This window comes from Nitrospira sp. (assembly GCA_029194665.1).
GTDB lineage: Bacteria > Nitrospirota > Nitrospiria > Nitrospirales > Nitrospiraceae > Nitrospira_D.
On sequence record JARFXO010000005.1, the window covers coordinates 73,517 to 94,575 of the forward strand.

The 21,059-nt window shown below is 57.1% G+C and carries 19 protein-coding genes; 10 read left to right on the plus strand and 9 right to left on the minus strand.

Features of this window, described 5'->3' with window-relative positions; genetic code table 11:
* The first annotated feature begins 40 nt into the window (after positions 1-40).
* From P0119_16360 to P0119_16385, 6 genes are all read left to right on the plus strand, one after another.
* Positions 41-895 (plus strand): shikimate dehydrogenase, encoded by an 855-nt coding sequence (locus P0119_16360; protein ID MDF0667625.1) that lies wholly within the window; start codon positions 41-43, stop codon positions 893-895.
* The gene (locus P0119_16365; protein MDF0667626.1) at positions 892-1,392 is read left to right on the plus strand and encodes a shikimate kinase; all 501 of its coding nucleotides are present in this window, start codon (positions 892-894) and stop codon (positions 1,390-1,392) included. The genes P0119_16360 and P0119_16365 overlap by 4 nt, the downstream gene beginning before the upstream one ends.
* Positions 1,393-1,611: 219 nt before the next feature.
* Positions 1,612-2,061, plus strand: a complete 450-nt coding sequence (locus tag P0119_16370; GenBank protein ID MDF0667627.1) for a hypothetical protein — start codon at positions 1,612-1,614, stop codon at positions 2,059-2,061.
* A gap of 107 nt (positions 2,062-2,168) precedes the next feature.
* Positions 2,169-3,428: a TolC family protein gene (locus P0119_16375; GenBank protein ID MDF0667628.1), complete on the plus strand. Its 1,260-nt coding sequence runs from the start codon at positions 2,169-2,171 to the stop codon at positions 3,426-3,428.
* Positions 3,425-4,648 (plus strand): efflux RND transporter periplasmic adaptor subunit, encoded by a 1,224-nt coding sequence (locus tag P0119_16380; GenBank protein ID MDF0667629.1) that lies wholly within the window; start codon positions 3,425-3,427, stop codon positions 4,646-4,648. Before P0119_16375 ends, P0119_16380 begins: the two co-directional genes overlap by 4 nt.
* Positions 4,645-7,800 (plus strand): CusA/CzcA family heavy metal efflux RND transporter, encoded by a 3,156-nt coding sequence (locus P0119_16385; protein ID MDF0667630.1) that lies wholly within the window; start codon positions 4,645-4,647, stop codon positions 7,798-7,800. Before P0119_16380 ends, P0119_16385 begins: the two co-directional genes overlap by 4 nt.
* A 124-nt stretch (positions 7,801-7,924) precedes the next feature.
* Here P0119_16385 and P0119_16390 read toward each other — a convergent pair whose 3' ends face one another.
* The 9 genes from P0119_16390 to P0119_16430 form a co-directional block, all read right to left on the minus strand.
* Positions 7,925-9,889 (minus strand): GMC family oxidoreductase, encoded by a 1,965-nt coding sequence (locus P0119_16390; GenBank protein MDF0667631.1) that lies wholly within the window; start codon positions 9,887-9,889, stop codon positions 7,925-7,927.
* Positions 9,890-9,984: 95 nt separating this feature from the next.
* A complete protein-coding gene (locus P0119_16395; protein ID MDF0667632.1) occupies positions 9,985-12,441 on the minus strand; it encodes a hypothetical protein in 2,457 nt (818 codons plus the stop codon).
* Positions 12,442-12,464: 23 nt separating this feature from the next.
* Positions 12,465-12,983, minus strand: a complete 519-nt coding sequence (locus P0119_16400) for a hypothetical protein (protein MDF0667633.1) — start codon at positions 12,981-12,983, stop codon at positions 12,465-12,467.
* Positions 12,984-13,770: 787 nt separating this feature from the next.
* The gene (locus tag P0119_16405) at positions 13,771-13,911 is read right to left on the minus strand and encodes a hypothetical protein (protein ID MDF0667634.1); all 141 of its coding nucleotides are present in this window, start codon (positions 13,909-13,911) and stop codon (positions 13,771-13,773) included.
* Between the two features lie 346 nt (positions 13,912-14,257).
* Entirely contained in the window at positions 14,258-15,199 is a 942-nt protein-coding gene (locus tag P0119_16410) for a hypothetical protein (GenBank protein MDF0667635.1), read from the minus strand.
* Between the two features lie 289 nt (positions 15,200-15,488).
* Positions 15,489-16,364, minus strand: a complete 876-nt coding sequence (locus P0119_16415) for a S8 family serine peptidase (protein ID MDF0667636.1) — start codon at positions 16,362-16,364, stop codon at positions 15,489-15,491.
* Positions 16,365-16,389: 25 nt separating this feature from the next.
* Positions 16,390-16,782 (minus strand): hypothetical protein, encoded by a 393-nt coding sequence (locus P0119_16420; GenBank protein ID MDF0667637.1) that lies wholly within the window; start codon positions 16,780-16,782, stop codon positions 16,390-16,392.
* 429 nt (positions 16,783-17,211) lie between these two features.
* Positions 17,212-17,346: a hypothetical protein gene (locus tag P0119_16425; GenBank protein MDF0667638.1), complete on the minus strand. Its 135-nt coding sequence runs from the start codon at positions 17,344-17,346 to the stop codon at positions 17,212-17,214.
* A 582-nt stretch (positions 17,347-17,928) separates the two neighbouring features.
* Positions 17,929-18,525, minus strand: a complete 597-nt coding sequence (locus P0119_16430; GenBank protein MDF0667639.1) for a DUF3365 domain-containing protein — start codon at positions 18,523-18,525, stop codon at positions 17,929-17,931.
* A 606-nt stretch (positions 18,526-19,131) separates the two neighbouring features.
* On the opposite strand from P0119_16430, the gene P0119_16435 reads away from it, so the two are divergent.
* From P0119_16435 to P0119_16450, 4 genes are all read left to right on the plus strand, one after another.
* Positions 19,132-19,461, plus strand: coding sequence for a YnfA family protein (locus P0119_16435; protein MDF0667640.1), 330 nt, complete (start codon positions 19,132-19,134; stop codon positions 19,459-19,461).
* Between the two features lie 139 nt (positions 19,462-19,600).
* The gene (locus P0119_16440) at positions 19,601-20,005 is read left to right on the plus strand and encodes a mercuric transporter MerT family protein (protein MDF0667641.1); all 405 of its coding nucleotides are present in this window, start codon (positions 19,601-19,603) and stop codon (positions 20,003-20,005) included.
* A 95-nt stretch (positions 20,006-20,100) separates the two neighbouring features.
* Positions 20,101-20,454 (plus strand): heavy-metal-associated domain-containing protein, encoded by a 354-nt coding sequence (locus P0119_16445; GenBank protein ID MDF0667642.1) that lies wholly within the window; start codon positions 20,101-20,103, stop codon positions 20,452-20,454.
* A gap of 91 nt (positions 20,455-20,545) precedes the next feature.
* Positions 20,546-20,935, plus strand: coding sequence for a carboxymuconolactone decarboxylase family protein (locus P0119_16450; protein ID MDF0667643.1), 390 nt, complete (start codon positions 20,546-20,548; stop codon positions 20,933-20,935).
* Positions 20,936-21,059: the final 124 nt, after the last annotated feature.

Here is a 21,059-nt window from a genome sequence, read left to right on the forward strand (position 1 = left end):
GCTGCCAACGAGTAGTGAAAACGCCCCCTCTAGGTGAAGAATGGACATTGATGCTCGGACACAGTTTTGCGGGGTGATCGGCAATCCAGTCGGTCATTCGCTCTCGCCCGCCATCCACAACGCTGCGTTGCGCAAATTAGGGCTCAACTTTGTCTATCTCGCCTGGCAAGTGGAAACAATTGGTGATGCCATCAAAGGGCTCCGCGCACTGGGAAACTTTCGCGGGGCGAGCGTGACGATTCCTCACAAGGTGGCCGCCATACCCTTTCTTGATCATGTGGAGCTGACGGCTCAACGGATTGGTGCGATCAACACCATCGTTGCCGAAAAGGGCAAGCTCACCGGGTACAACACGGATGCAACAGGCGCTCTGAGGGCGTTGAGGGAGGGCGGGGCTGAGCTCAAGGGCCGACGCATCGTCGTCCTTGGTTCCGGAGGTGCCGCTCGAGCGATCGCCTTCGCGTTGGCGGTCGAATCCAATGCGGAAAAGTTGACGTTGTTGGGAGTTGACGACCCTGAACGGACCAGTTTAGCTCAGGATCTTCGTACCCAGGCAACATTGACGGTTGAAGACTTTCATCTTGATGAAACCACTCTTCAGAGGGTTCTCCCTAACGCCCAGGTGCTGATTCATTGCACCCCGGTCGGCATGTCTCCGAACGCCGATACGACCTGTATTCCTCCTTCGCTCCTCCACGCCGACCTTTCGGTCATGGATATCGTCTACAACCCACTCGAAACGAGATTGCTCAAAGATGCGAAGCGTGCAGGGTGTAGGACGATTCCTGGGCTGGAGATGTTTCTCAATCAAGCCGTCACTCAATTTGAGTTCTGGACGAATCAGTCTGCGCCCGTTGATGTGATGCGTGCGGTACTGGAGTCTCATTTCCGATGAATGTAGTGCTGATCGGCTATCGTGGAACCGGAAAGAGCACCGTCGGCAATATCGTGGCGGTGCGACTTGGGCGCATGCTTCTGTCGACAGACGCGGAGATTGTGAAGTTGGTCGGTCAAAGCATTCCGGAAATCGTTGAAAAGAATGGATGGGAGTACTTCCGCGATCTCGAAGCCAAGGTCTGTCAAGAACTGGCCGGTCGGACTGGGCTAGTCGTCGATACGGGCGGGGGAGCAATTCTACGACCACGAAATGTCGAGGTGTTAAAAGAAACAGGAAGACTGTTCTGGCTGACCGCCTCCCCGAGCACGATAACTGAGCGTATCGGTCAGGATTCGCAACGCCCTTCCCTCACGGGAGTCAAGTCTTTCTTGGATGAGATTCAAGTTGTCCTTCGTGAGCGCACACCGAAGTATCAAGCGGCCGCCGATTATGTCATTGAGACCGATGGAAAATCTGTCACGCAAGTTGCCGATGAGATTTTGGCACGATGGTAGCTGTTCGATGCCTCTCGCAACCGTGACAAGCCTCGCCTGAATATGGTTCATGTATCCTGCGGTGCCCATAGCTCAATGACAGCAGCAGTCTTCATGAATAATGCGGGTCAATACCGCTTCTGATCTACGGATGAACCAATCATGCCATGCACAGCAGCGTTAATTGATGCAATTACGGGACTGTGCTAGGCTGTCGCCATGCGGTTGAGAGGAGAGAATATGGGTTGGTCACGCCTGCCAGTCCTTACGTGGGCGGCCCTATGGATGCTTGCCGCGCCATTGGTGCATATCCATCCCGAGGCCGACCATCGCCATGGCGAAGCTGGTCATGTCCATGGTGGCACGGTCCATACGGTTTTTTCACCTGACCTGAGTTGCGAATTTGCGAGCTACGATCATGCCTCGGTGGCAGCCAACGAGTCCAGCTGCCCCCTTCATCTGATTGCGCAGCCGTTCCATGGGGCGGAGCACCTCGAAATCGATTTGATTCTCGCGTCTTCCGTCGAGCCGCAAGTCGGCAAAGGCACCGCCTTGAATGTGGTGGCACATTCTTCCTACCCGAATCGGTCTACAGGGCCTTCTGCCACTTGGGAGCCACAACCCGATCTTCCGTTAACGAATCGTTTCCTTACGAACAGTCTTCCATCTCGTGCGCCTCCTTCCGTCTGACCTCGCTTTGTACAGCTCCTGACATATCGATATATTTTTGTCGGCGATCCGGGTTCGTCTGTTCTTTATGGAGGCGAGTCGCTATGGCGCCGACAGAGGAGGACAGCATGAGACCTGCACGGGTTTGCAGCATCATCGCCGCCTTCGGATGCGCGATGATATCCGGGTCTTATCTGACGGGCCATGCCGCAGAACTGAGCCCAGGCGGGTACACCGTGGGTCAAGTCATACAACTCGCCCTTCAACACAACCCCAAGATGAAAGGCGCGGCGGCAGTCCTGGAACAGAACCAGAGCCAACGCGTCACGGCCGGCGCCTATCTGAATCCCACCTTCACCGGTTCTGCGGGTCACGGGTCGATTCGTGACCCTAGCACAGGCGTCTCCATCATCGAACGGACAGTTACGGTGCAGCAGCCGTTGGAGTGGCTGGACAAACGCGCAGCCAGGCAACGTGCCGCTGACGCGGGCATAGGGAGTGCGCTTGCCGGCCTCGATCAAACAAAACTGTCGGTCATGACCGACACAAAAGAGGCGTTCTTTCAATTGCTCCTGGCGCAACAAGACGCATGGCTTGCGAGAGAGAATCTGAAGACGGTGGAAGACCTCGTGAATTTGGTGAGCGCGCGCGTCAGTACCAAGGAGGCGCCGAAATTCGAGCTGATCAAGGCGACCGTCGAACTCCAGAAATCTCAAAAGGATCTGGCGAGGGCGGACAATGCCCTTCTCGTGGCCCGCGCCAGACTCAATACGGTGACAGGCAAGGCCCTGGGAGAATCATTTGCCGTCCAAGGAGAGTTCGAAACAGTGAGGGCCGGCTTGGAACTCCACCTGTTGATGAATCAGGCAGCCGATCGACAGCCCGCGCTTCGCCGACAGCAGAAAGTGGTCGAGCAAGCCGAACATACGATCGAGCACGAACGGGCATCGCGCATTCCGAATGTCTCCGTGTTCGGGCAGTATCACCGAGAAGCCGGCGATGAATCCATGACGGCGGGACTCAGCGTGGCACTGCCCATTTGGTACCGCCGACAGGGAGAAATCGGGGCGGCGATGGGAGCCTATCGAGAGGCTCAAGCGGAACGAGATCGAATGCAGCAGGAACTGGAACAGACCATCACCCAGTATTTTCAGGAGATGCAGACCGCCCAAGCGCAGGTGAAGGTTTTTGAACAGGGGCTTCTGCATCAGGCCAAAGAAGCCCTCGACATCGCCCAGTTCAGTTTTCGCCATGGAGCGACCAGTCTGCTCGAAGTCATCGACGCGCAACGTGTCTATCGCCAGACCTTGCTCGAATATGCTCAAGCCCAAGCCGATCATTCCATCGCGCTGACCAGACTGGAGTGGTCGGTGGGAGGATTACCATGAGCGTTCACTCTGTCCTGCGCCTCTCGTTGGCATGTCTCTGGATCGTTTGGTTGCTTTTTATGGCCACGGTCCATCTCTCGTGCCAGTCAAAGCAAGAGGATCCTCCGAAGCCTCCGCCTCCGGCAGCCACGCCTTCTCATTTGGAACCAGGTGTTCTTGAGTTGCCGGAAGGGAGTCCGACCCTTGCTCATCTGCAAACCGAACGAGTCGCTTTCCGACCGATCAAGACCGCTCTCAAAGCCCAGGCGGGAAAGATTTTAGCCAATGAGAATCGACTCGCGCATCTCAGCGCGAGGGTTCCAGGCCGTATCGTGGTTGTGTATGCCGACTTTGGAGACCGAGTGAAAGAAGGCGACCGGCTTCTGCTGCTCGATAGCCCTGCCTTTGGAGAGGCCCAGCTTGAATATCGCAAAGCGCGGAACCTCTTGGGTGTGGCGGAAAAAGCTCTCGAACGGGCCCAAGCGCTGCTGGATCGAGGGGCAATCAGCGCGGGTGAACATCAACGGCGCGAGGCCGACTATGAGAACGCGCGAGCCGATTTGCACGAGGCAGAGGAAAAATTGCATTTGCTCGGCATGACGGAGAAGGAGATCCACCGCCTGGCAGCCAAGACATTGCCTCATGCCGAAGTCGCGCAAGTTTTTCTTCGAGCTCCCTTTCGCGGTGAGGTGATCGATCGGAAGGCGACGATCGGTGAGGTCGTCGACCCCAATAAGACACTGTTTACGGTGGCTGATCTTTCCACTGTGTGGGTCCGCGCCGACTTTCCGGAGCAACAGGCCGGACAATTGAAGGCTGGGCTCACCATCGACCTGCGGGTGTCGGCCTATCCAGACACGACGTTTCGAGGGGCCATTACCTATGTCGGCGCCGTGATCGACCCGGCGACCAGAACGATCACGGCACGTGCGGAGGTGCCCAACCCTGATGGTCGATTGCGGCCGGAGATGTTCGCCGATGTCCTCTTGATGGCGGACGAGCAATCGGTCTTGACTGTCCCACGTGTGGCGGTGCAGCAGATGGGCAACCGACAGGTTGCCTTCGTCGTACAGGGACCCCGTCGGTTCGAACCCCGCGAGGTGACCTTCGCCCGGACCGCGACCGAGTATGTTCAGGTCCTCACAGGACTGACTGCCGGAGACGAGGTAGTGACGCAAGGCAGTTACGCCCTCAAGTCAGAATTGCTCCGCGAGCAGATGCCGACGGGAGGTCCTCTATGATCGAACGACTCATCCGCAACGCGTTAGAGCAGCGACTTCTTGTGCTGCTGGTCGTTCTGGGACTTATTGCGGGAGGCGTGACGGCATTTCGCCATCTGCCGATCGACGCGTTCCCCGACGTCACTCCCGTCCAAGTTCAAGTCATCACCCGAGCGCCCTCTTTAGCTCCTTCCGAAATCGAACGCCTCGTGACCTTTCCCCTGGAGATCGAGTTGACGAACTTGCCTGGCAAAACTGAACTCCGGTCAGTGTCGAGATTCGGGATCTCGGTGATCACCGTGGTCTTCGAAGATACGATCGATATCTACTTCGCCCGGCAACTCGTCTTGGAACGAATACTTCGAGCGCGATCCGGGCTTCCAGCAAGCGCCGAGCCGGTGCTGGGACCAGTCAGCACCGGCTTGAGCGAGGTCTTCATGTATCTCGTCGAGGGTTCGACACAGAGTCTCATGGAGTTGCGGACTCTGCAAGACTGGGTCATCCGTCCGATGCTGCGCGCGGTCCCGGGCCTCGCGGATGTCGATACCTTGGGCGGCTTGGCCAAACAGTACGAAGTCCTCGTCGATCCCAATCGATTGGCGAGCTATGGACTCACGTTGCGCCAAGTCCATGCTGCTGTCGTAGGGAACAACCAGAATGCCGGAGGGAGTTACATCGAGCAGGGAGGGGATAAGTTGGTCGTCTATGGTGTAGGGCTGGCCCGCTCTGCGGCAGATCTTGAACAGATCGTGGTGGAGGCGCACAAGGGCACACCGATCTATCTCAAGGATGTCGCGCAGGTTCGCCAAGGCATGGCCATCCGCTTGGGAGGGACGACGCGTGACGGGAAGGGCGAGGTGCTCGAAGGGATCGCCGTGATGTTGCGGGGCGGCAATAGTCGGGAGATTGTCTCCACCGTGAGAGACAAGGTCGAGCTGGTCAATCGTGTCTTGCCGGCCGGGGTGAAGATGGTGCCCTTCTTGGACCGCATCGAATTGGTGACAAGGGCCCTCGATACGGTCGAGCGGGCTTTGCTGGAGGGCGTCGCGGTCGTCATCCTCGTCTTGTATCTCTTCCTCCGCAACCTCCGTGGCGCGCTCGTTGTTGCTCTGACCTTGCCGCTGGCCACCTTGGCTACGTTCATCATCATGCAGCAGGTCGGCCTGTCAGCGAATTTGATGTCGTTGGGCGGCCTGGCTATTTCGCTGGGAATGATTGTCGATGCAGCCATCGTGCAGGTGGAGAACGTGGAGCGTCACTTGAGTGAACAGTCGGAAGGCCCAGTTCCTCTGAACACCCTATCGGAACGGCTGCCCGTGGTTTTGCGCGCCGTCCTGGAAGTGCGGAAGCCAAGTCTGTTCGGGGAGTTGATCATCGCGTTGACCTTTGTTCCGCTCCTGACACTCCAAGGCATGGAAGGCAAAATGTTCGTGCCGCTGGCCCTGACGGTAGTCATAGCGCTCCTAAGTTCGTTACTGCTCTCGATGACAGTCGTTCCCGTACTGGCGGCGGTGCTCATGAAACCTCGTACCGCCCAGGAGGACGGGCGTCTGTTGGAGCGTGGACGGAAGCAGTATCGCCGGTTGTTGGAGGGAGCCATCCGCAGAACTCGCCTGGTCGTCCTCGTGGCGACCGCGGTGCTCGTCGGGGGGGCGGCATTGATCCCGTTCATCGGCCGGGAGTTCGTCCCCATCATGGATGAAGGCACGGTCGTGGTGAATATGATGCGGCTTCCCAGCATCAGCTTGACCGAATCGCTGAAGATCTCCGGGGACGTCGAACGGTTGTTGCTGGAGATCCCCGATGTGCGTTCTGTGATCTCCCGTACGGGAGCCAATGAGTTGGGTACCGATCCGATGGGGATGGAACTCAGTGACATGTATGTCTTGCTCAAGCCCAAATCAGAATGGCAAGCCGAGTCCAAAGCCGACATAGAGGACCAAGTCCGGCGCCGGCTGGAGCAAGTGCCAGGCATTTCGTTCGGGCTGTCTCAGCCGATCGCCATGCGCGTCGATGAACTGGTCTCGGGAGTCCGATCTCAAGTCGCCGTCAAACTGTTCGGCGAGGACCTTGAAGCCTTGCGCATCAAGGCGGACGAAATCTCGCGGGTGATGCGGCAAGTGCGCGGTATTTCCGATCTACGAGTCGAGCAGATCTCGGGCCTGTATTATCTGAAGATCGACATCGACCGTGCCAAGATCGCGCGTCACGGGATCAATGTTGCAGAGATCACGGAAGTGATTGAGGCAGTCGGTGGCGGCATTGCCGCCGGCGAGGTTTTCGAAGGACAGTGGCGTTTTCCGATCATGGTGCGATTTCCGGACGATCGGCGGACCGATGTCGAGACGATCTCGGCGCTCTGGGTGACGGCGCCGGACGGCTCCCGCATTCCACTTCGTGATCTGGCCGACATTCGAATTCTGGAAGGACCGGCGCAAATCAGCCGTGAGCATGCGACTCGCCGAATTGTGATCGAAGCAAATATCGTTGAACGCGACCTCGTCGGCGCGGTCGAAGAGGCGCAAGCAGCGGTAGACGGGCTGGTGAAGCTTCCGCCCGGCTATTATGTTACGTGGGGTGGTCAATTCGAAAATCAACAGAAGGCCATGGCACGTCTAGCCGTGGTCGTGCCTTTGGTCATCGGTTTGATCTTTTTGTTGCTCTATTTCACGTTTCGAAACCTACGGCAAGCGGCGCTGATTCTGCTCGCGATTCCATTCGCCATGGTCGGTGGTTTTGTAGCCCTGCTGATCGGTGGCCTGTACCTCTCCGTTCCAGCCTCTGTTGGTTTCATCGCCTTGTTCGGTGTGGCCGTGCTCAATGGGGTGGTGAAGATTGCCTATATCACCCAGTTGCGGGAGCAGGGGATGCCGTTGGACGAGGCGGTGTTGACCGGCATGGTCTTGCGGTTGCGCCCTGTGCTGATGACCGCGACCGTGGCGGCACTTGGACTCACGCCATTACTCTTCGCAAGCGGCCCTGGTTCCGAAGTGCAAAGACCGTTGGCAACGGTCGTCATCGGTGGATTGATTTCGTCCACGGCATTGACGTTGTTAGTTTTGCCCGTGTTGTATCGATGGATGGAGCAAAGGGTCATCCGACCTCATACGATGGAGGTTTCCACACTTGCTCAAAGGCCTGCGACGGAAGCGACACCACATCCTCTGCGTTGAGGCTACCATTCATCGCTAGCCGGGATTCTTCATGAAGAGCTCGGATTTCCCAGTAGCCGGTGCATCTCAAAACCGGCTCAACAAACATTCTCATAACCTTGGTTGCAGCAGCGTGATGTGCTCATCAGCGTCCATCGGCGGCTCGAGCATCCTCGGCAATCACGTCGCTGGCCTTCTCGCTGATCATGTAGATCGCCGACACGATAAAGAACCCTGGGATGCGAGGAAAGACGGACGCATCCACTACCCGTAGGTTTGTCGTCCCGTGGACGCGAAACCGGCTGTCCACCACCGCCATGGGATCGGTCGCCGGCCCCATCTTGTTGCTGCAGGAGGCATGATGGCTCCACGCTTCGTTCCGCACGAATGTGCGCAGATCGTCCCGGCTCGCGATGTCCGGGCCCGGGATCACTTCTCGCTTAATCACGCCCTGAGCCTGGCGTGAGATCCGGCGCACAAACTCGATGCCCTCGACGACGGACTCCAGATCTTCTTGCGCCGTATCGTTCGATTCATCGAAATAATGGAAGTTGATCTCGGGGACGTCACGCGGATCGGTGGATCGCAGCGTGACTCGTCCGGCGGTGTTTTGCGTATGGGCTTTGAGAATGGCCCAGGTAAAGTAATCTTTGCGCTGACGCAAGATCTCCGAATACGTGGGGAAATAACCCTTGAAGTAGCTTGGCACACCGAAGATGTAGAGATCAGGCAGCGGCCGCTCAGGACGGGAGCGTTTGATGAGGCTGATGACCAGGCCGTTGGTCGTATAGACACCCGTGCCGTTCTGCCAATCCGCGAAGCAGGGGTCCGGCTGCCGGTCGGGCGCCGGCGGCTCGAACGTGCAGTCCCGCAGGACTTGAAAATCACGATCCATCTCCGTGATGACGCCGATCTCATACCGATCCTGCAAATGTTCTCCGACCCCCGGCAGCTCCACCTGAGTCTCAATTCCGAAACGTGTCAGCTCGTCCCTTGGGCCGATCCCGGATAATTTGAGCAGCTGAGGACTGTTGAAGGCGCCGGCGGAGAGAATGACCTCACGCCGAGCTTGGATTGTTTTCGGGACAGGGCTAGGAGCGGTCTTTGCCCGTGGGTCGGCTCGATACAGCGACGGCCCCTGCAAATATTCCACCCCGGTCGCCCGCTTGTCGTCATTCAGCAGAATCCGAGTGGCGAGTGCATGGGGCACGATGGTCAGATTCGCGGGACAGGCCTTCGCCACCGCTTGGAGATATTCCCTTGTGCCAGTCCGTCGTCCCTCGTTCGTCGCCAGCGGCGTACCGAAGACACCTTCCGGGCTATCGACGACGATGCGCCAGTCATTGGGATCGAAATGACTTTTCAGCAGGCTCAGCGGCCGGCCGACATCTTCACGGAGGGCGCCTTCCACCATCGAGGCGATCATATCGAGCACCTGCTTATCCTTGATCACCAGAGTCGGGTCGGCCATGTTCGTCGTGAGCCACCCGGCGAAGCCATGCCGGCTTCGGTTCTCCGCCTTTTCGATCAGCCCATGGACGTAACGGGACTGTTCGAGTCGTTCAAAATAGCGGCGCATCGCCTCACTGGCCCATGACGGATCGCCGGTCACCTGCGCGATGCCGTCCCAATCGCTATTGTGCGGGTACACGGTGATCATCGCATTGTGCGCCGTACACCCGCCTAGCGTCCCGGCTCTCGGATACAAAACCCCGTCATGCTCCGCCACGTACTTGCTGTCGCGCCGACGTCGATCGGGATCTTCATAGTGTTTGACAAAGTAATCCCAGCGAAACGTCTCATCCTCGGTGGCAAACCCATGAAACATCGGTACCGAGTAGTTCGGATTCGTCTCCTCGCCGCCGGCTTCGAGCAGCGCGACCCGGAACCCGGCCGTCGCGAGGTTGGCCGCGACCGGCCCGCCGCCGGCGCCGGATCCGATCACGATGTAATCAAACGTCGCGCCATCGGCCGGCCCTACCGGGGTGGCACAGTGGATGGCCCCGCGTTCCCATTGCTTGAAGGCACGGAAACAGCCGTCGAGCGGCAAGCTCAATCCGGCCACGGCAGCCAGTTTCAGAAAATCACGCCTGGTCTTGGGATCCATCATCGGGCGCCCTTTCCTTGCCTCATCCCATCGTGCGTTCCATGAGAAATGAACGCACCGGAGAGTGCCGCGTCGTGGGACGACAGGCTGGCACGACGTTAAAAAGTCTTCAGAAACTCGATCAACGCATACTTGTCGTCGTCCGACAGGCCCGGCTCCTCTTTGAAATGGTTCGTGCCGAAGTAATGGCCGCGGTTCACGACGAAGTCCGGGCACTTGTTGAACTCCAAGAGGGGCTCAACGAGATTGCTCCACACCTGGCGGGCTTCCTCGTCCGTGGCACCTTTCGGCATCGCCTTCAAGTCCTTCTTAAGCCGCACCAACAACTTGAGCAGCTTCTTCTGATGCGCAATGCGCTCCGTCAGCGTCATGCCTTCCGGCAGCAGATTGATGTTCGTCAACAGATTCACCGGAGTCCCGGCCGGAATCGGCCCGATCTGGATGCCGCCTCTTTCAAAAATCGAAGGGAAGAGGTCGTCCTCCAACAGGGACAGGTCTTGGAGCACTTCCGGCAAGTACCCCTTGGGGATTCGGAGATAGCTCGTCGCCGTCGTGCGGTCGATGACGCCTGGTACCTTATCGCCGAAGATGCGATCTTTGTCTCGCTTCTCCGGCCAGAGCATCTGCTCAATCGAGGATTGGAAGGATTGCATCCGAGCCTCGACACTCGGGCTCGGATTGAAGCGGCCGACGCTGTTGTTCAACAGAAACGGCGCCGTCGACCAGAGGCTCACCAACGAGGCAGGCCGCGTGTACCCGCGTCCGCCGGCGGGCATCTCATACGGCTTCGGCTCGCCGGTGAGAGGATGATGGACCGTAATCGTCCCTACCGGCGGGAGGTCCTTATAGGATTGGGATGAAAAATTATCCCAAATGTTCTCGCCGATGGCGTTCGTCGCGAGCGGACTACAGGCGTTGGTTTCCAGCAAGGTAACCGGCACACGCACCTCGGTGGAGAGAAAGTTGTTGTCAAGGAAGTCGTCCCGCATGACGATTCTCTTCATCTCGCGCTGAAACTCTTCGGTCTTCGTCCATTCCCAGTATTTCTGCCAGCACCCCAAATACCCGGACCCAGCGCAGCCGCCGGGATCGAGCCCGATTGCCGGGGTGGGCAGCTTGCTGGAGTGACATCGTGCGCAGCGCTCGGCAAACACTTCCTTCCCGTGCGCCAGCTGGGTCATATCCTTGGTGAGATGCTGGGCGCCTCCTGGAGCGTCGCGCAATTTGTGCGGGTCGGTCGTCTTCAAGAAGAACAACGCCAGATTGGGAGTCTGCGCCTCGGTGGCTTGCCAATAGACGGAATGGTCGTGAGCGACGGCAATCCGCATGGGCGTGATCGGCTCCCCACCGACCAAGGGTTTGAAGTGAAGGAGCCATTCTTCGCTGAACAGACCGATGTTCAAGAAGACGCGATTGAGCGCGCCTAGGGCACCAACGGAATCCGAGCCGTCCTTGAGCACACGAGGCGTCCACACGACGTTGGGCGGTTGAAAAAATTTGGTCAACGGGCCGGCGGCGACATAATCGTTGAACTGCTTGTTGTCCAAGCCGCCGCCGGCCAACGTCTCCTTTCCCCAGCGCTGAGCTTGCTGCAATCGAGACCCCAGCGCATAGACGGCGTTCATCGTGCGTGGATTGTTGATGTAATCCGTGGAGACCAGTGAGGTATCGAGCGCCCCTGGACGCGAGGTGTGAAAGAGCTGAAACGGGAAGCTCGATTCGTCGGCATCCCAGGTAAAGATCCGATCGATCCAAAAATACTGCGCTCCGACATTGGAGCTTAAGTTGTCCCATTGAGGATGCTCGGGGTCGGCCGGCGGCTTGACCGGATTGGGACCGACATGGCAGAACGCGCACGACATCCCGACTCGATAGGGTTTCACTAAATCTTTGGACAAATAGTAGCTGGGATCCTCGTAGTAACGCGTGGGGTTCCATTTCTTCGCAGCGGCTTCGTCGAAGTCGGGATTTGGAAAGAGCCGCAACCCGACGATGCCGGTCGGTTCCCCATAGTAGGAGCCGATCGGCAAATTCTTTCCGCGTGCCCCAATCGCCACGCCGGGATACTTTTTCTCGTTCGCGAACGGGTCGGGCGGACAGTCGTGGCGACGCTGATCCAACCACAGGCCATAGCGACCGGGATCGGGACCGGTTGCCTTCTCGAAACAGGGTTCGTTGACCAGGCCGAGATAGTGCCAGCGGTTGTCGCGGCTGAATTTGAGGCTCGGGTGCGACGAGAGCGTCTTCAAGAAGTCCAGGTTGCCGAAGCTGGCGACGGCGAGCCTATCCCAGAACCGATCGTTCCCCGCGGTCCAGACCAGCCAGGTATTGCGGCCTTGGATTTCTTCACGAGAGAGGGCGACGCCGCCATCCATATCGTGAAAATAATCCTCATCGGCCGCGGGGAACGAAGCTGGGGCGCGCGCTACGCTGCGCGCTTCATCGATCACCTTCCCCGGCAGACCGGGCTGGAGGGTCGCGCAACTGATCAGGGCGATTATGCCCAGGATGCCCAAAATCGCCCGCTTCATCATACGTCTCTGAATGAGCATCATGACCTCCTGTCCCTGTTGAATAGCTACGTCCTCGCGCCTACATGTTCACTGAAGCACGCCACCACTGCCACCGCATTTGCCCTGGTGATCGATGGAGACACCGGCAGATGCCGCCGTACATTCATTCGCATACGTTTTGCCGTCGCAACCGCAAACCGGGGTGAATATGTCTGGGCAAAACTTCGGCCTGGTCTTGCAGGTGCCTTGCGCATCCGCGACCCTGCAGTTCCCAATTCCAAAATCGCAATATTGGCCTGCGTCAGGACAAGGGATTCCCGCGATGCCTCCGCAAGTGGACCCCTCGCCAGCATCACATTTGCCCCGGTGGTCGATGGAGACACCGGCAGATGCCGCCGCACATTCATTCGCATAAGTTTTGCCGTCGCAACCGCAAACCGGGTTGAATATAAATGGGCAAAACTCCGGCCTGGTTTTGCACGTGCCTTGCGCATCTGCGACCCTGCAGTTACCGATTCCAAAATCGCAATATTGGCTTGCGTCGGGACAAGGTATTCCCGCGATGCCTCCGCAGGCTGGTACATCGCAGCCCACACAGTTACGCAAAAATATCCTGAAAGGAAAACGACTTATGCACAACTGAGAACATCCGGTCTCAGAACTTGGATTGGGGAAGCAATCAAAGCATCTGGACGGAAACGCTCCACCGGAGATAGCCGTCTGGAGTTGCATGGGCTGGACAAAACCCAGTGGCAACGCGATACCGGTAACGTTTCCGGCTGAAAGCCGATAAGATCCATTCGTCTTATAAAGTGATTGATCCGCAGTAAAGCCTGGATAATTCATGGCATGCCTCCTTCATCTCGTTTTCTCCCAAGTAAAGAGTTCAGGTCGGTGTCGAACAAAGGTCCAGGGACACGGGAATCAACTTTTCCTGTCCGTCGAGAATGGCAAGTCCCACCCCGGCGCAGACCAACGCTCTTCCGGTGGAGCCCCACGCTGTGCAGCCGTGAGGCTCCACCAGCGATCGATCAGATCAGGAAGCCGCCGATTGTGAAGGGAGGAAGCCCGCCAAAGAAACGGCATATGAGATCGCCACCCCCATTCGCCCGGCATCTCAGGTACGCGCCCAAATCCAGATCCGACCGGAAACTAAATTGCGACATAACTTCTGAAGGAAATCTGCCGCAAGCAGCCTTCCCTCGGTATTGACCCGGGATTGCCTTCAGTGCTGCCTCTGCATCAAATCCAGGCATATTCATTTCAAACCTCCTACATTCTAGGTTTCAAAGAGCAGTGTTTCCAAAGATCCAGGCCGTATGTCGGGTTAGCGGCGTTATCGCGTCATCCAACATTCATGCGCGTACCTATTCACTGAGGCACGCCATCGCCGTCACCGTGGGCGAAGCCCAGTGCCTGGATCTTCAAGGCCGCGACCGACCCCGCCGACACCGACAGGGACGCCCCCCAGGCCACCACCGCCACCACCACTGTGCCCACTCTCGAACTCATCGATCAGAGCCTTCATCCAACCGGGAATACAATCCTTGCAGAAGCCAGATAGGGCTCCCAAGTAGCCTGTCCAGCAGGTCCAGCAAGGAAAACCCCCTAGCGCCGGACTCGCGAGACAAGAAGCTGTACAGACAACAATGCCTCCTGCTATAACGAGCCCACATTCAATTCCTTCGATTAGGCCGCATCCTTGGGGAACACAGTTGTATTGCAATCACCTGGGAATCTCCCGCTACCCGCAAGCCGGTAATGATTGCTGGTCCGGTACAGTGACGTGTCAGCCGTAAATGCTGGTATCGTCATATCGAATCAACTGTTATACCTAGATATAAATACGCGTGACGCTTTATCGATCATAGTACGGCGACAGCTTCGTCACCAAGAATGGAAACTCCTCGGTCACATCGACACGCACACAAAACTTCTCGGTGAAATCGGTATTACGATTGGTATAGGAGAAAATGACGTCGTCGATCTTGCGTGTGCCGCTCATGGGAGAGGGGTGCACTTCTACGCCGGTGAGCGAACAATTGCCTCCAAACTGTTCTGCGGCTTTGGCATAGATTTGGTGATACCGCATGGCCAAGTAGTTCAAGGCGCGGTGGTCGTCAGTGGCACCGGCATTGTCGGTCAGTTGGATCACGCGGTTGAATAGTTCCTCAGCTGCAGGGGCAAATTGTGCTGCGGCGATTTTTTCCGGTTTGGGAATGGCTTTGACGAGGGCCTCGCGGTCGAAGGAATAGATCTGGTCAAACGCCACGATGGGCACCATCAAGCCATTGCACATCTCCGGCGGCGCGATGGGACCACGCAGACCGATGACCACATCGATGTCGTGAGGACTCGGAGCCGGACGAATAGCTTCCACCAGCAGATCAATATCTGCTGGATCGCGAGGCACCAACAGATAGGTGTCCAGCCCCTGGATTGTGAGGACCCAGCAGAGTTGACGTACCAGATACCGGTGTTCGCGCTTGGATAGCACGGCATGGAAGGTCTGTTGATCGGTCTTCCCAGCCGTGTCGGTACGTCCCGTCGCCTGGGCAAATTCTTTTTCTGCCGCGAGGTTCGGGAAGCGGGCTTCGACCCGGCCGATGGCATAGACAAATGACGGCGTCACGGTCATGGCCGCTGCTCCGCCACAGGTGGCGCAGCCTGCTTGCGGTGAGATCGCGCCGTGACTATGACGGGCTTCAGAGGCTGGTGCGGCAGGGCGCAGGTCATTTCCATTGATCGGTGGGTCCGGTTGTTCTCTCACCTGAGCCGTCTGGTTCGTTGGTTCGTTCATCGGCTGTCTCCTTCCTCATGAGTGTGAACGTGATTGGCTGGGGACATCGAATATCCCCCATCCCTCTATCGTGACGGTCCTTTCGTGAAAACCATCCAGCGGTTGAGTGCAGCTCTCCGTTGTTGGCAACCACCACAAGGCTTGATCCCTATGTACGATGTGACCCGCTTGACCACATCGCCTAGACCGATCTCGTCGTCGGAGATAAACCCAGGGAGGCGCACCCGGTAAGCTGAGGAATCAGGTTTTGTTGGAGCGTCATCGCGTTCGTGTCCCGTACTCATGATAGTCACCTCCCTGCTCTCGCGGTTGCTAAGGCCTGGTAGGCTGCTGTGGCATCCAGAAGCGGTGGGACCACTGAGGCTCGCCGTGGTTGATACGCTTGTGTGACGGCCAATTTGACTTGCGCCGCGCTTGCCATAGGAAATTCCGACCACAAGAGCGCGATGGCCCCAGTGACAAACGGCACGGCCACACTCGTGCCTCCCAATGTGAGGGGTTGGCTTGCAGTTCCGAGACTGGTAATGTCCACACCAGGCGCCGAGAGTCCCCGTCGGCCAATGGAACTCCCCAAATTTGATTCGCCTATAGGTCTGCCCATCCGATCGCACGCCGCTACCGGGATGACCCAGGGATGGCGAGTGATCGCAGAGCTGCCGAGCGTGGCTTGATTGCCGGCCGCTGCAGCGACCAGGACTCCACGTCTGGCGCAGTGATTGAGCGTCTCATCTAATGCCTCTTCGCCCTTCATGGATGGGTGTGCCAGCGCGAGGCTCAAATTGACAACTCGTACCCCGGCGACAAGGCAGTCCTGAATGGCCTCGGCAAGTTCTTGCGGTGTGGCGCTCGGCATCTGTTCAAGATTGGTTCCGCGTTCGGGAAAGATGGAACGAATCAACAGAGTGCAGTCCGGACAGATAGCCGGTGCCGGGGAATTCCGCTTGGCGGAGAGAATGCCGGCGACAAAGGTCCCATGCAGACACGCCGCGCTGCTGGCCTGCGTACATGTGGCACCGTTCTGTCCAGGAATCTCGCGCAGGTGTTCGCCCGCCAGATCGGGATGCTGTGTGACGACAGGCCCGTCGATGAGCCCGATCTTCACGTCGGGGCTCCCGCTGGTGCGATCCATCAACGCGGTGAGCTGGACGATCGCCAAAGGGTTCATCGCGCGATCCCCTCCAGTGTTTAGGTCAGATGCACCCACGTCGCCACGGAAGGAACGCCGACCCTATCGACGATGAAGAGCCTGTACCACCCAGGCGGTGCGAGATTCCGGTTGCCGGACACCGACACTTGCAAGCTTCCGGGTTCCCGCCGGCGGTGACAACTCGGCCGTCCGGCAAGAGCAGGGCTGTCGAGTGATAGGGACGTGGAATGGTGAAAGTGGCCATCAACCGCCACTGTCCGGTCGCCGGATCATAGGTCTCAGCCTGGAGCCGAGCGAGCGGCTTGTCTTCTTGCTTGAGTGATCCACCAGTGACGAACACAGTTCGATTCGGCAGCAGCACGGCATTCAAGTGTAACCGTGGCAGCAACATGGGCTCAGCCGCGACATGGTCGGGGTGTGGTTTCTTCCGGTCCACGATACTCACCATCCCAGTTGCGGAAGGATTTTGACGAGAAACGGCAGACTGGCTTTCCGAAAGTTATGAGCGGCTTCCACAAGGTCAATCAGGTCATGTGTGACGTCGAAGTGAGTATTCAAGTTCAGGCAATTATTGATGTCGTATCCATGGTTCAGTGACGCATCCTGTTCAAGCATTTCTTATGCCGATTCTTATACCGATGTCTCAACGAAACGCCTTCTTCGTTTTTCAATACGGTTTCGCGAAACAATGTGCGGACTGTGCGAAGGCGAACGATATTAGTAGGCACAACTACGTGTCATAGAGATACGTGTGTGTCTTTACGACTTTCGTGAGCAAGTGCGTTGATGTGGAGCCTGGAGAATCTGATTGGGTATAACTACGTGTCTTGTCGAGAAGCCAGCGATGCTGCTGTCATAAAAAAGCCTACAGCAACTCAGCGTCGCGCTGACAATAGACGGCATAGACCGCCGCGAGCGCCTCACGCAGAGTGGTCACGGCGAAGCGAGGGTTGCAGCGAGGCTCTCGTCCTCCACGCTGGATGTAGAAACGTCTCGACACCGCTCCTAGTAGCACAGTTTGGAGCTTCGATAGATTTTTTGTAGCATCAGTCGTGAATTTTCCTGGCTAACCCCGGTTGACCGGGCGCACGAGCAGCACGAGAAGACACTCGGTGCAATTCGCGCTCCGGTCGAACCAATTGGGAGGCGTGTTTCCTGATCCAATTTTATGGCCCCGAGATGCGCTCGGGGTCACCGCTCTCAGGTGAAGCCTTCCAGTCGTCCTCCAGATCCTTGATATGGTCGCTGTTCCGCTTGTTGAGGTTGCTATGGTTATAGACTTTCAACTGGTGATTCCCCATAACGTCCTATTGGGATCCGCTTCTCGAGTACCTCCCTGTCCATGGCGAACCAGAGGGACGAGGAGGTCCGAAAAGGGGAGCATTGTGCATGGCAAATCCATTGAAAGGGAGCCCTATTCATAGAATCTCCTCGCGCACAGACTATCCGGTATTCCATTGCGGCTGACCGACAGACCTGAGATCACTCCGCACGTCAAGCATGTTGTTGGTTACTGTGTTGTACGATTTCTCAAAGGCCCATAGGCATTTAGTGGCCGCTAGTGATCGACGCTGCTGGACGGCTACTGGCCCAACTGAATACGGATCACAATCGCCCCCATGACATCGTTGAGCTTGAAGTCACGCTTTGGGCTGTCAGGATGGGCGTTGTGGCAGCCGATACAGGCCTGAGTAACGGCCAGATCGGGATACACCGCCTCATAATACTCCTTGTCAGCCACCCTCGTGACGCCGGTGTAGGGGCGTTTGGACTGATTCAGGATCGTGCCGAGCGCCATAGTTTGGAGGGGAGTTGTCGAGATATTGCGTTTGTTGATCGGCCACAAACTGATCAGGCGGTACTGTATGCCTATGCCCTTCTTCTCGATGTTCCGACCGGATTCCAATAGAAATTGGGCTGGCAGGGGTAGGGTGTGCGTCTCTTCCCACTTTTCCGACGCGACGACAATCCCTTTCCCTTGCATGCGTTCCACAACATGTCTGGTATACACATCTCGGTCAGCCTCGATGATGGCGTGGAGATAGTCGGCGACCGTATCCATCGGGAGGCTCATCGATGTAGTCTCAGGCACCGCGCGAGCTGGCCAAAGCACAGTCGCGCCTCCTATTGCCAATCCCAGCAGTGCAGCTTCCCAAAGCCATTTTTTGAAGGATGTCATAGATACCTCCTCTGAGTAGAATGTTACTCATGGGCACATCTTCTATGAATAGGGTCTTTGTGAATAGAGCCTCCGTCAACAGCCGACACGAAGCCCCTCGTGAATACGCGCAAATAAGGATGGACCGTTACCCTCTCATGCGAACTCAGTCGCCCACTCTCTTCAACTACGCACCATGTGTACGTATAAGCATTTACCGTGCCTCCGTCCAACGAATGGCCTTCTTAGATTTTTCATATCGTTTCGCGAGGGGGGGGTAGGCTGTGCGGATTCACGTGTATCTGTTTGGATACAAATACGTATCTTATCCGATACAGACTCTTCTTCGTATTGTTTTTGAGAGTGGTGTGTGGGGAGTTGGGCGAATCTGATTGGGCGCAATTATGCGCCCTTTTGAGAAGCACGTCAGACTGCTGCCCGAACGCGCCTACGACAACTCAGCGCTTGGCTGCCATCACGCCTCGATAACCCGACGTCGCAATGTCAAACGTCGTGCCACGGAGATGTGGCGGTGCGATGGCCTTCGCGCTTGTCTCAGCGTCAGACAAGGAAGTGACAATTTGAAGCAGCCTGTACGACGGTTATAGAAGACTACGGGAGGAGTTTATGAGTCTACCGATCTCTCTTGGGTTATTCGTGCTCGCAGGATTGTGTGAAATTGGAGGTGGGTATCTTGTGTGGCTCTGGTTCCGCGAGGGACGGTCGCTTGGCTACGGGATTGTTGGAGCGGCCATTCTTATTCTCTACGGCATCATCCCAACCTTCCAACCAGCACACTTTAGCCGAGTCTATGCCGCATACGGCGGCATGTTTATCGTATTATCCCTGTTATGGGGTTGGGGTATCGACGGAGTCCGTCCTGATCGCTATGACGTGATGGGAGTGATGCTCTGTTTGGGCGGTATGATCATCATGATGTATGTTCCCAGGACATGAGGAAGCAGGAGTGGGTACCATTCTTCATGATTCGTAATTGGAACCCACAGATCGTAACTTGCCGGGTGGGGCAGCCGACCGATCATTGTCCGATTCTCAGGAGGTTGGATAAAGGAGCCGTATCGAGAAGGTAATGGCCATGCGTCCGTATCAGGAATCCACTTCCAGGTCCACATCGTCAAGCAAACCTGTGAAGGTCCTCTCGATCGGTGGATTGAGCGCTGCGTTGCTGGCTTCTGTCTGCTGCATTGGGCCGCTGGTTTTCGCGGCGCTTGGTGTGGGAGTCGGGGCTACAGGCTTCTGGGCCGGTACGGCTGGAGTTTTGAAGGGTCTTCTGCCGTATCGACCGGCGTTCATCGGCCTGACGATGCTTCTGCTGAGCATCGGCTTTTATCTTGCTTATAGAAAGCCGGAGACAGCGAGATGCGCGACGGGAGAAGTGTGTGCTCAGGGAAGTCCGAAGAGTCGCAACAGGACATGGCTTTGGATCATGGCGTCGTTGGCGTTGGCACTGGTTCTGGCACCCTATTGGTTGGGTCTGTGATTCCCGTGAAGCGAGAGATGTGAGGGCGGAACATCATTATCAACCGGCCTGTCTCCCTAGAGGGAACCGGGGCGATGGAGAGGAGGAAATCAGCCATGTGGAAACTCGTTCATACGATAATTGTGATTGGTGTTGTGACACTAAGCCTGAGCGGATTTCAAGAAAATGTCGATGCAAGCCACAGCCGGCAGACCGTCACATTGCAGATCGATGGCATGACTTGCGGGGGATGTGTCAAGGATGTCAAAGCCGCGCTGGCCAAGGTGTCCGGTGTCAGTGAGGTGGGGCTCAGCACGGGAAAGAAGTGGATCTGGTTCCCCAATTATTCGGACGCCCGCGCATCAGTGACGTTTGATCCGGAGAAGACGGATGTGGAGGCCTTGATCAAGGCGGTCGAGAGCGCCAGCAGCCCACTGTCGGCGTATAAGGCGCAGGTGCTCACCAAATAGCACGGCCAACAGCATCTCCAAGGGAAAAGCTCTGGGGGAGGGACTATTTGCTGTTTCCTGGTTCTGTCAGACCGAGGAAGGAGAAATGTTCATGGACCAAGCGCCAAGTAGTGAAACCGGACTCTTTGCAGAACTGAGAAAGTTGAGTCCGCAAGTCACCGGAGGGCTGTTGCGCATGCGGCAACAGGCGTATCGAGATGGAGCTGTGGCAGCCAAGCACAAATTACTCACTGCCATGGCCATTTCGATCGCGATTCGTTGCGAGCCTTGTATTCGTGCCTACGTCCAGATGGCCTACCACCAGGGGATCACTCAGGAAGAATTGGTCGAATTCCTCGAAGTCGCGATGACGATGCAAGGGTGCCCCGGAGAAGAGTGGGCTCTCAAGGCCTATGCGGCCTATAAAGATTGTCTGGGTAGTGGAACAAGCCCAGCAACGTCGACTTGTTGTCAGCATGGGGTCGGGGAAGTCAACGAGTGAGGCCCCGTATGTGCGGACATAGGCCCTTGTCGGTACTGAATGTTTCTCAGCGTATGATCTGCAGCTTCAGATCATCGAAATAGGTCACGGCTTCAGATCCATCAGAGACAGGATGGCGATGAAG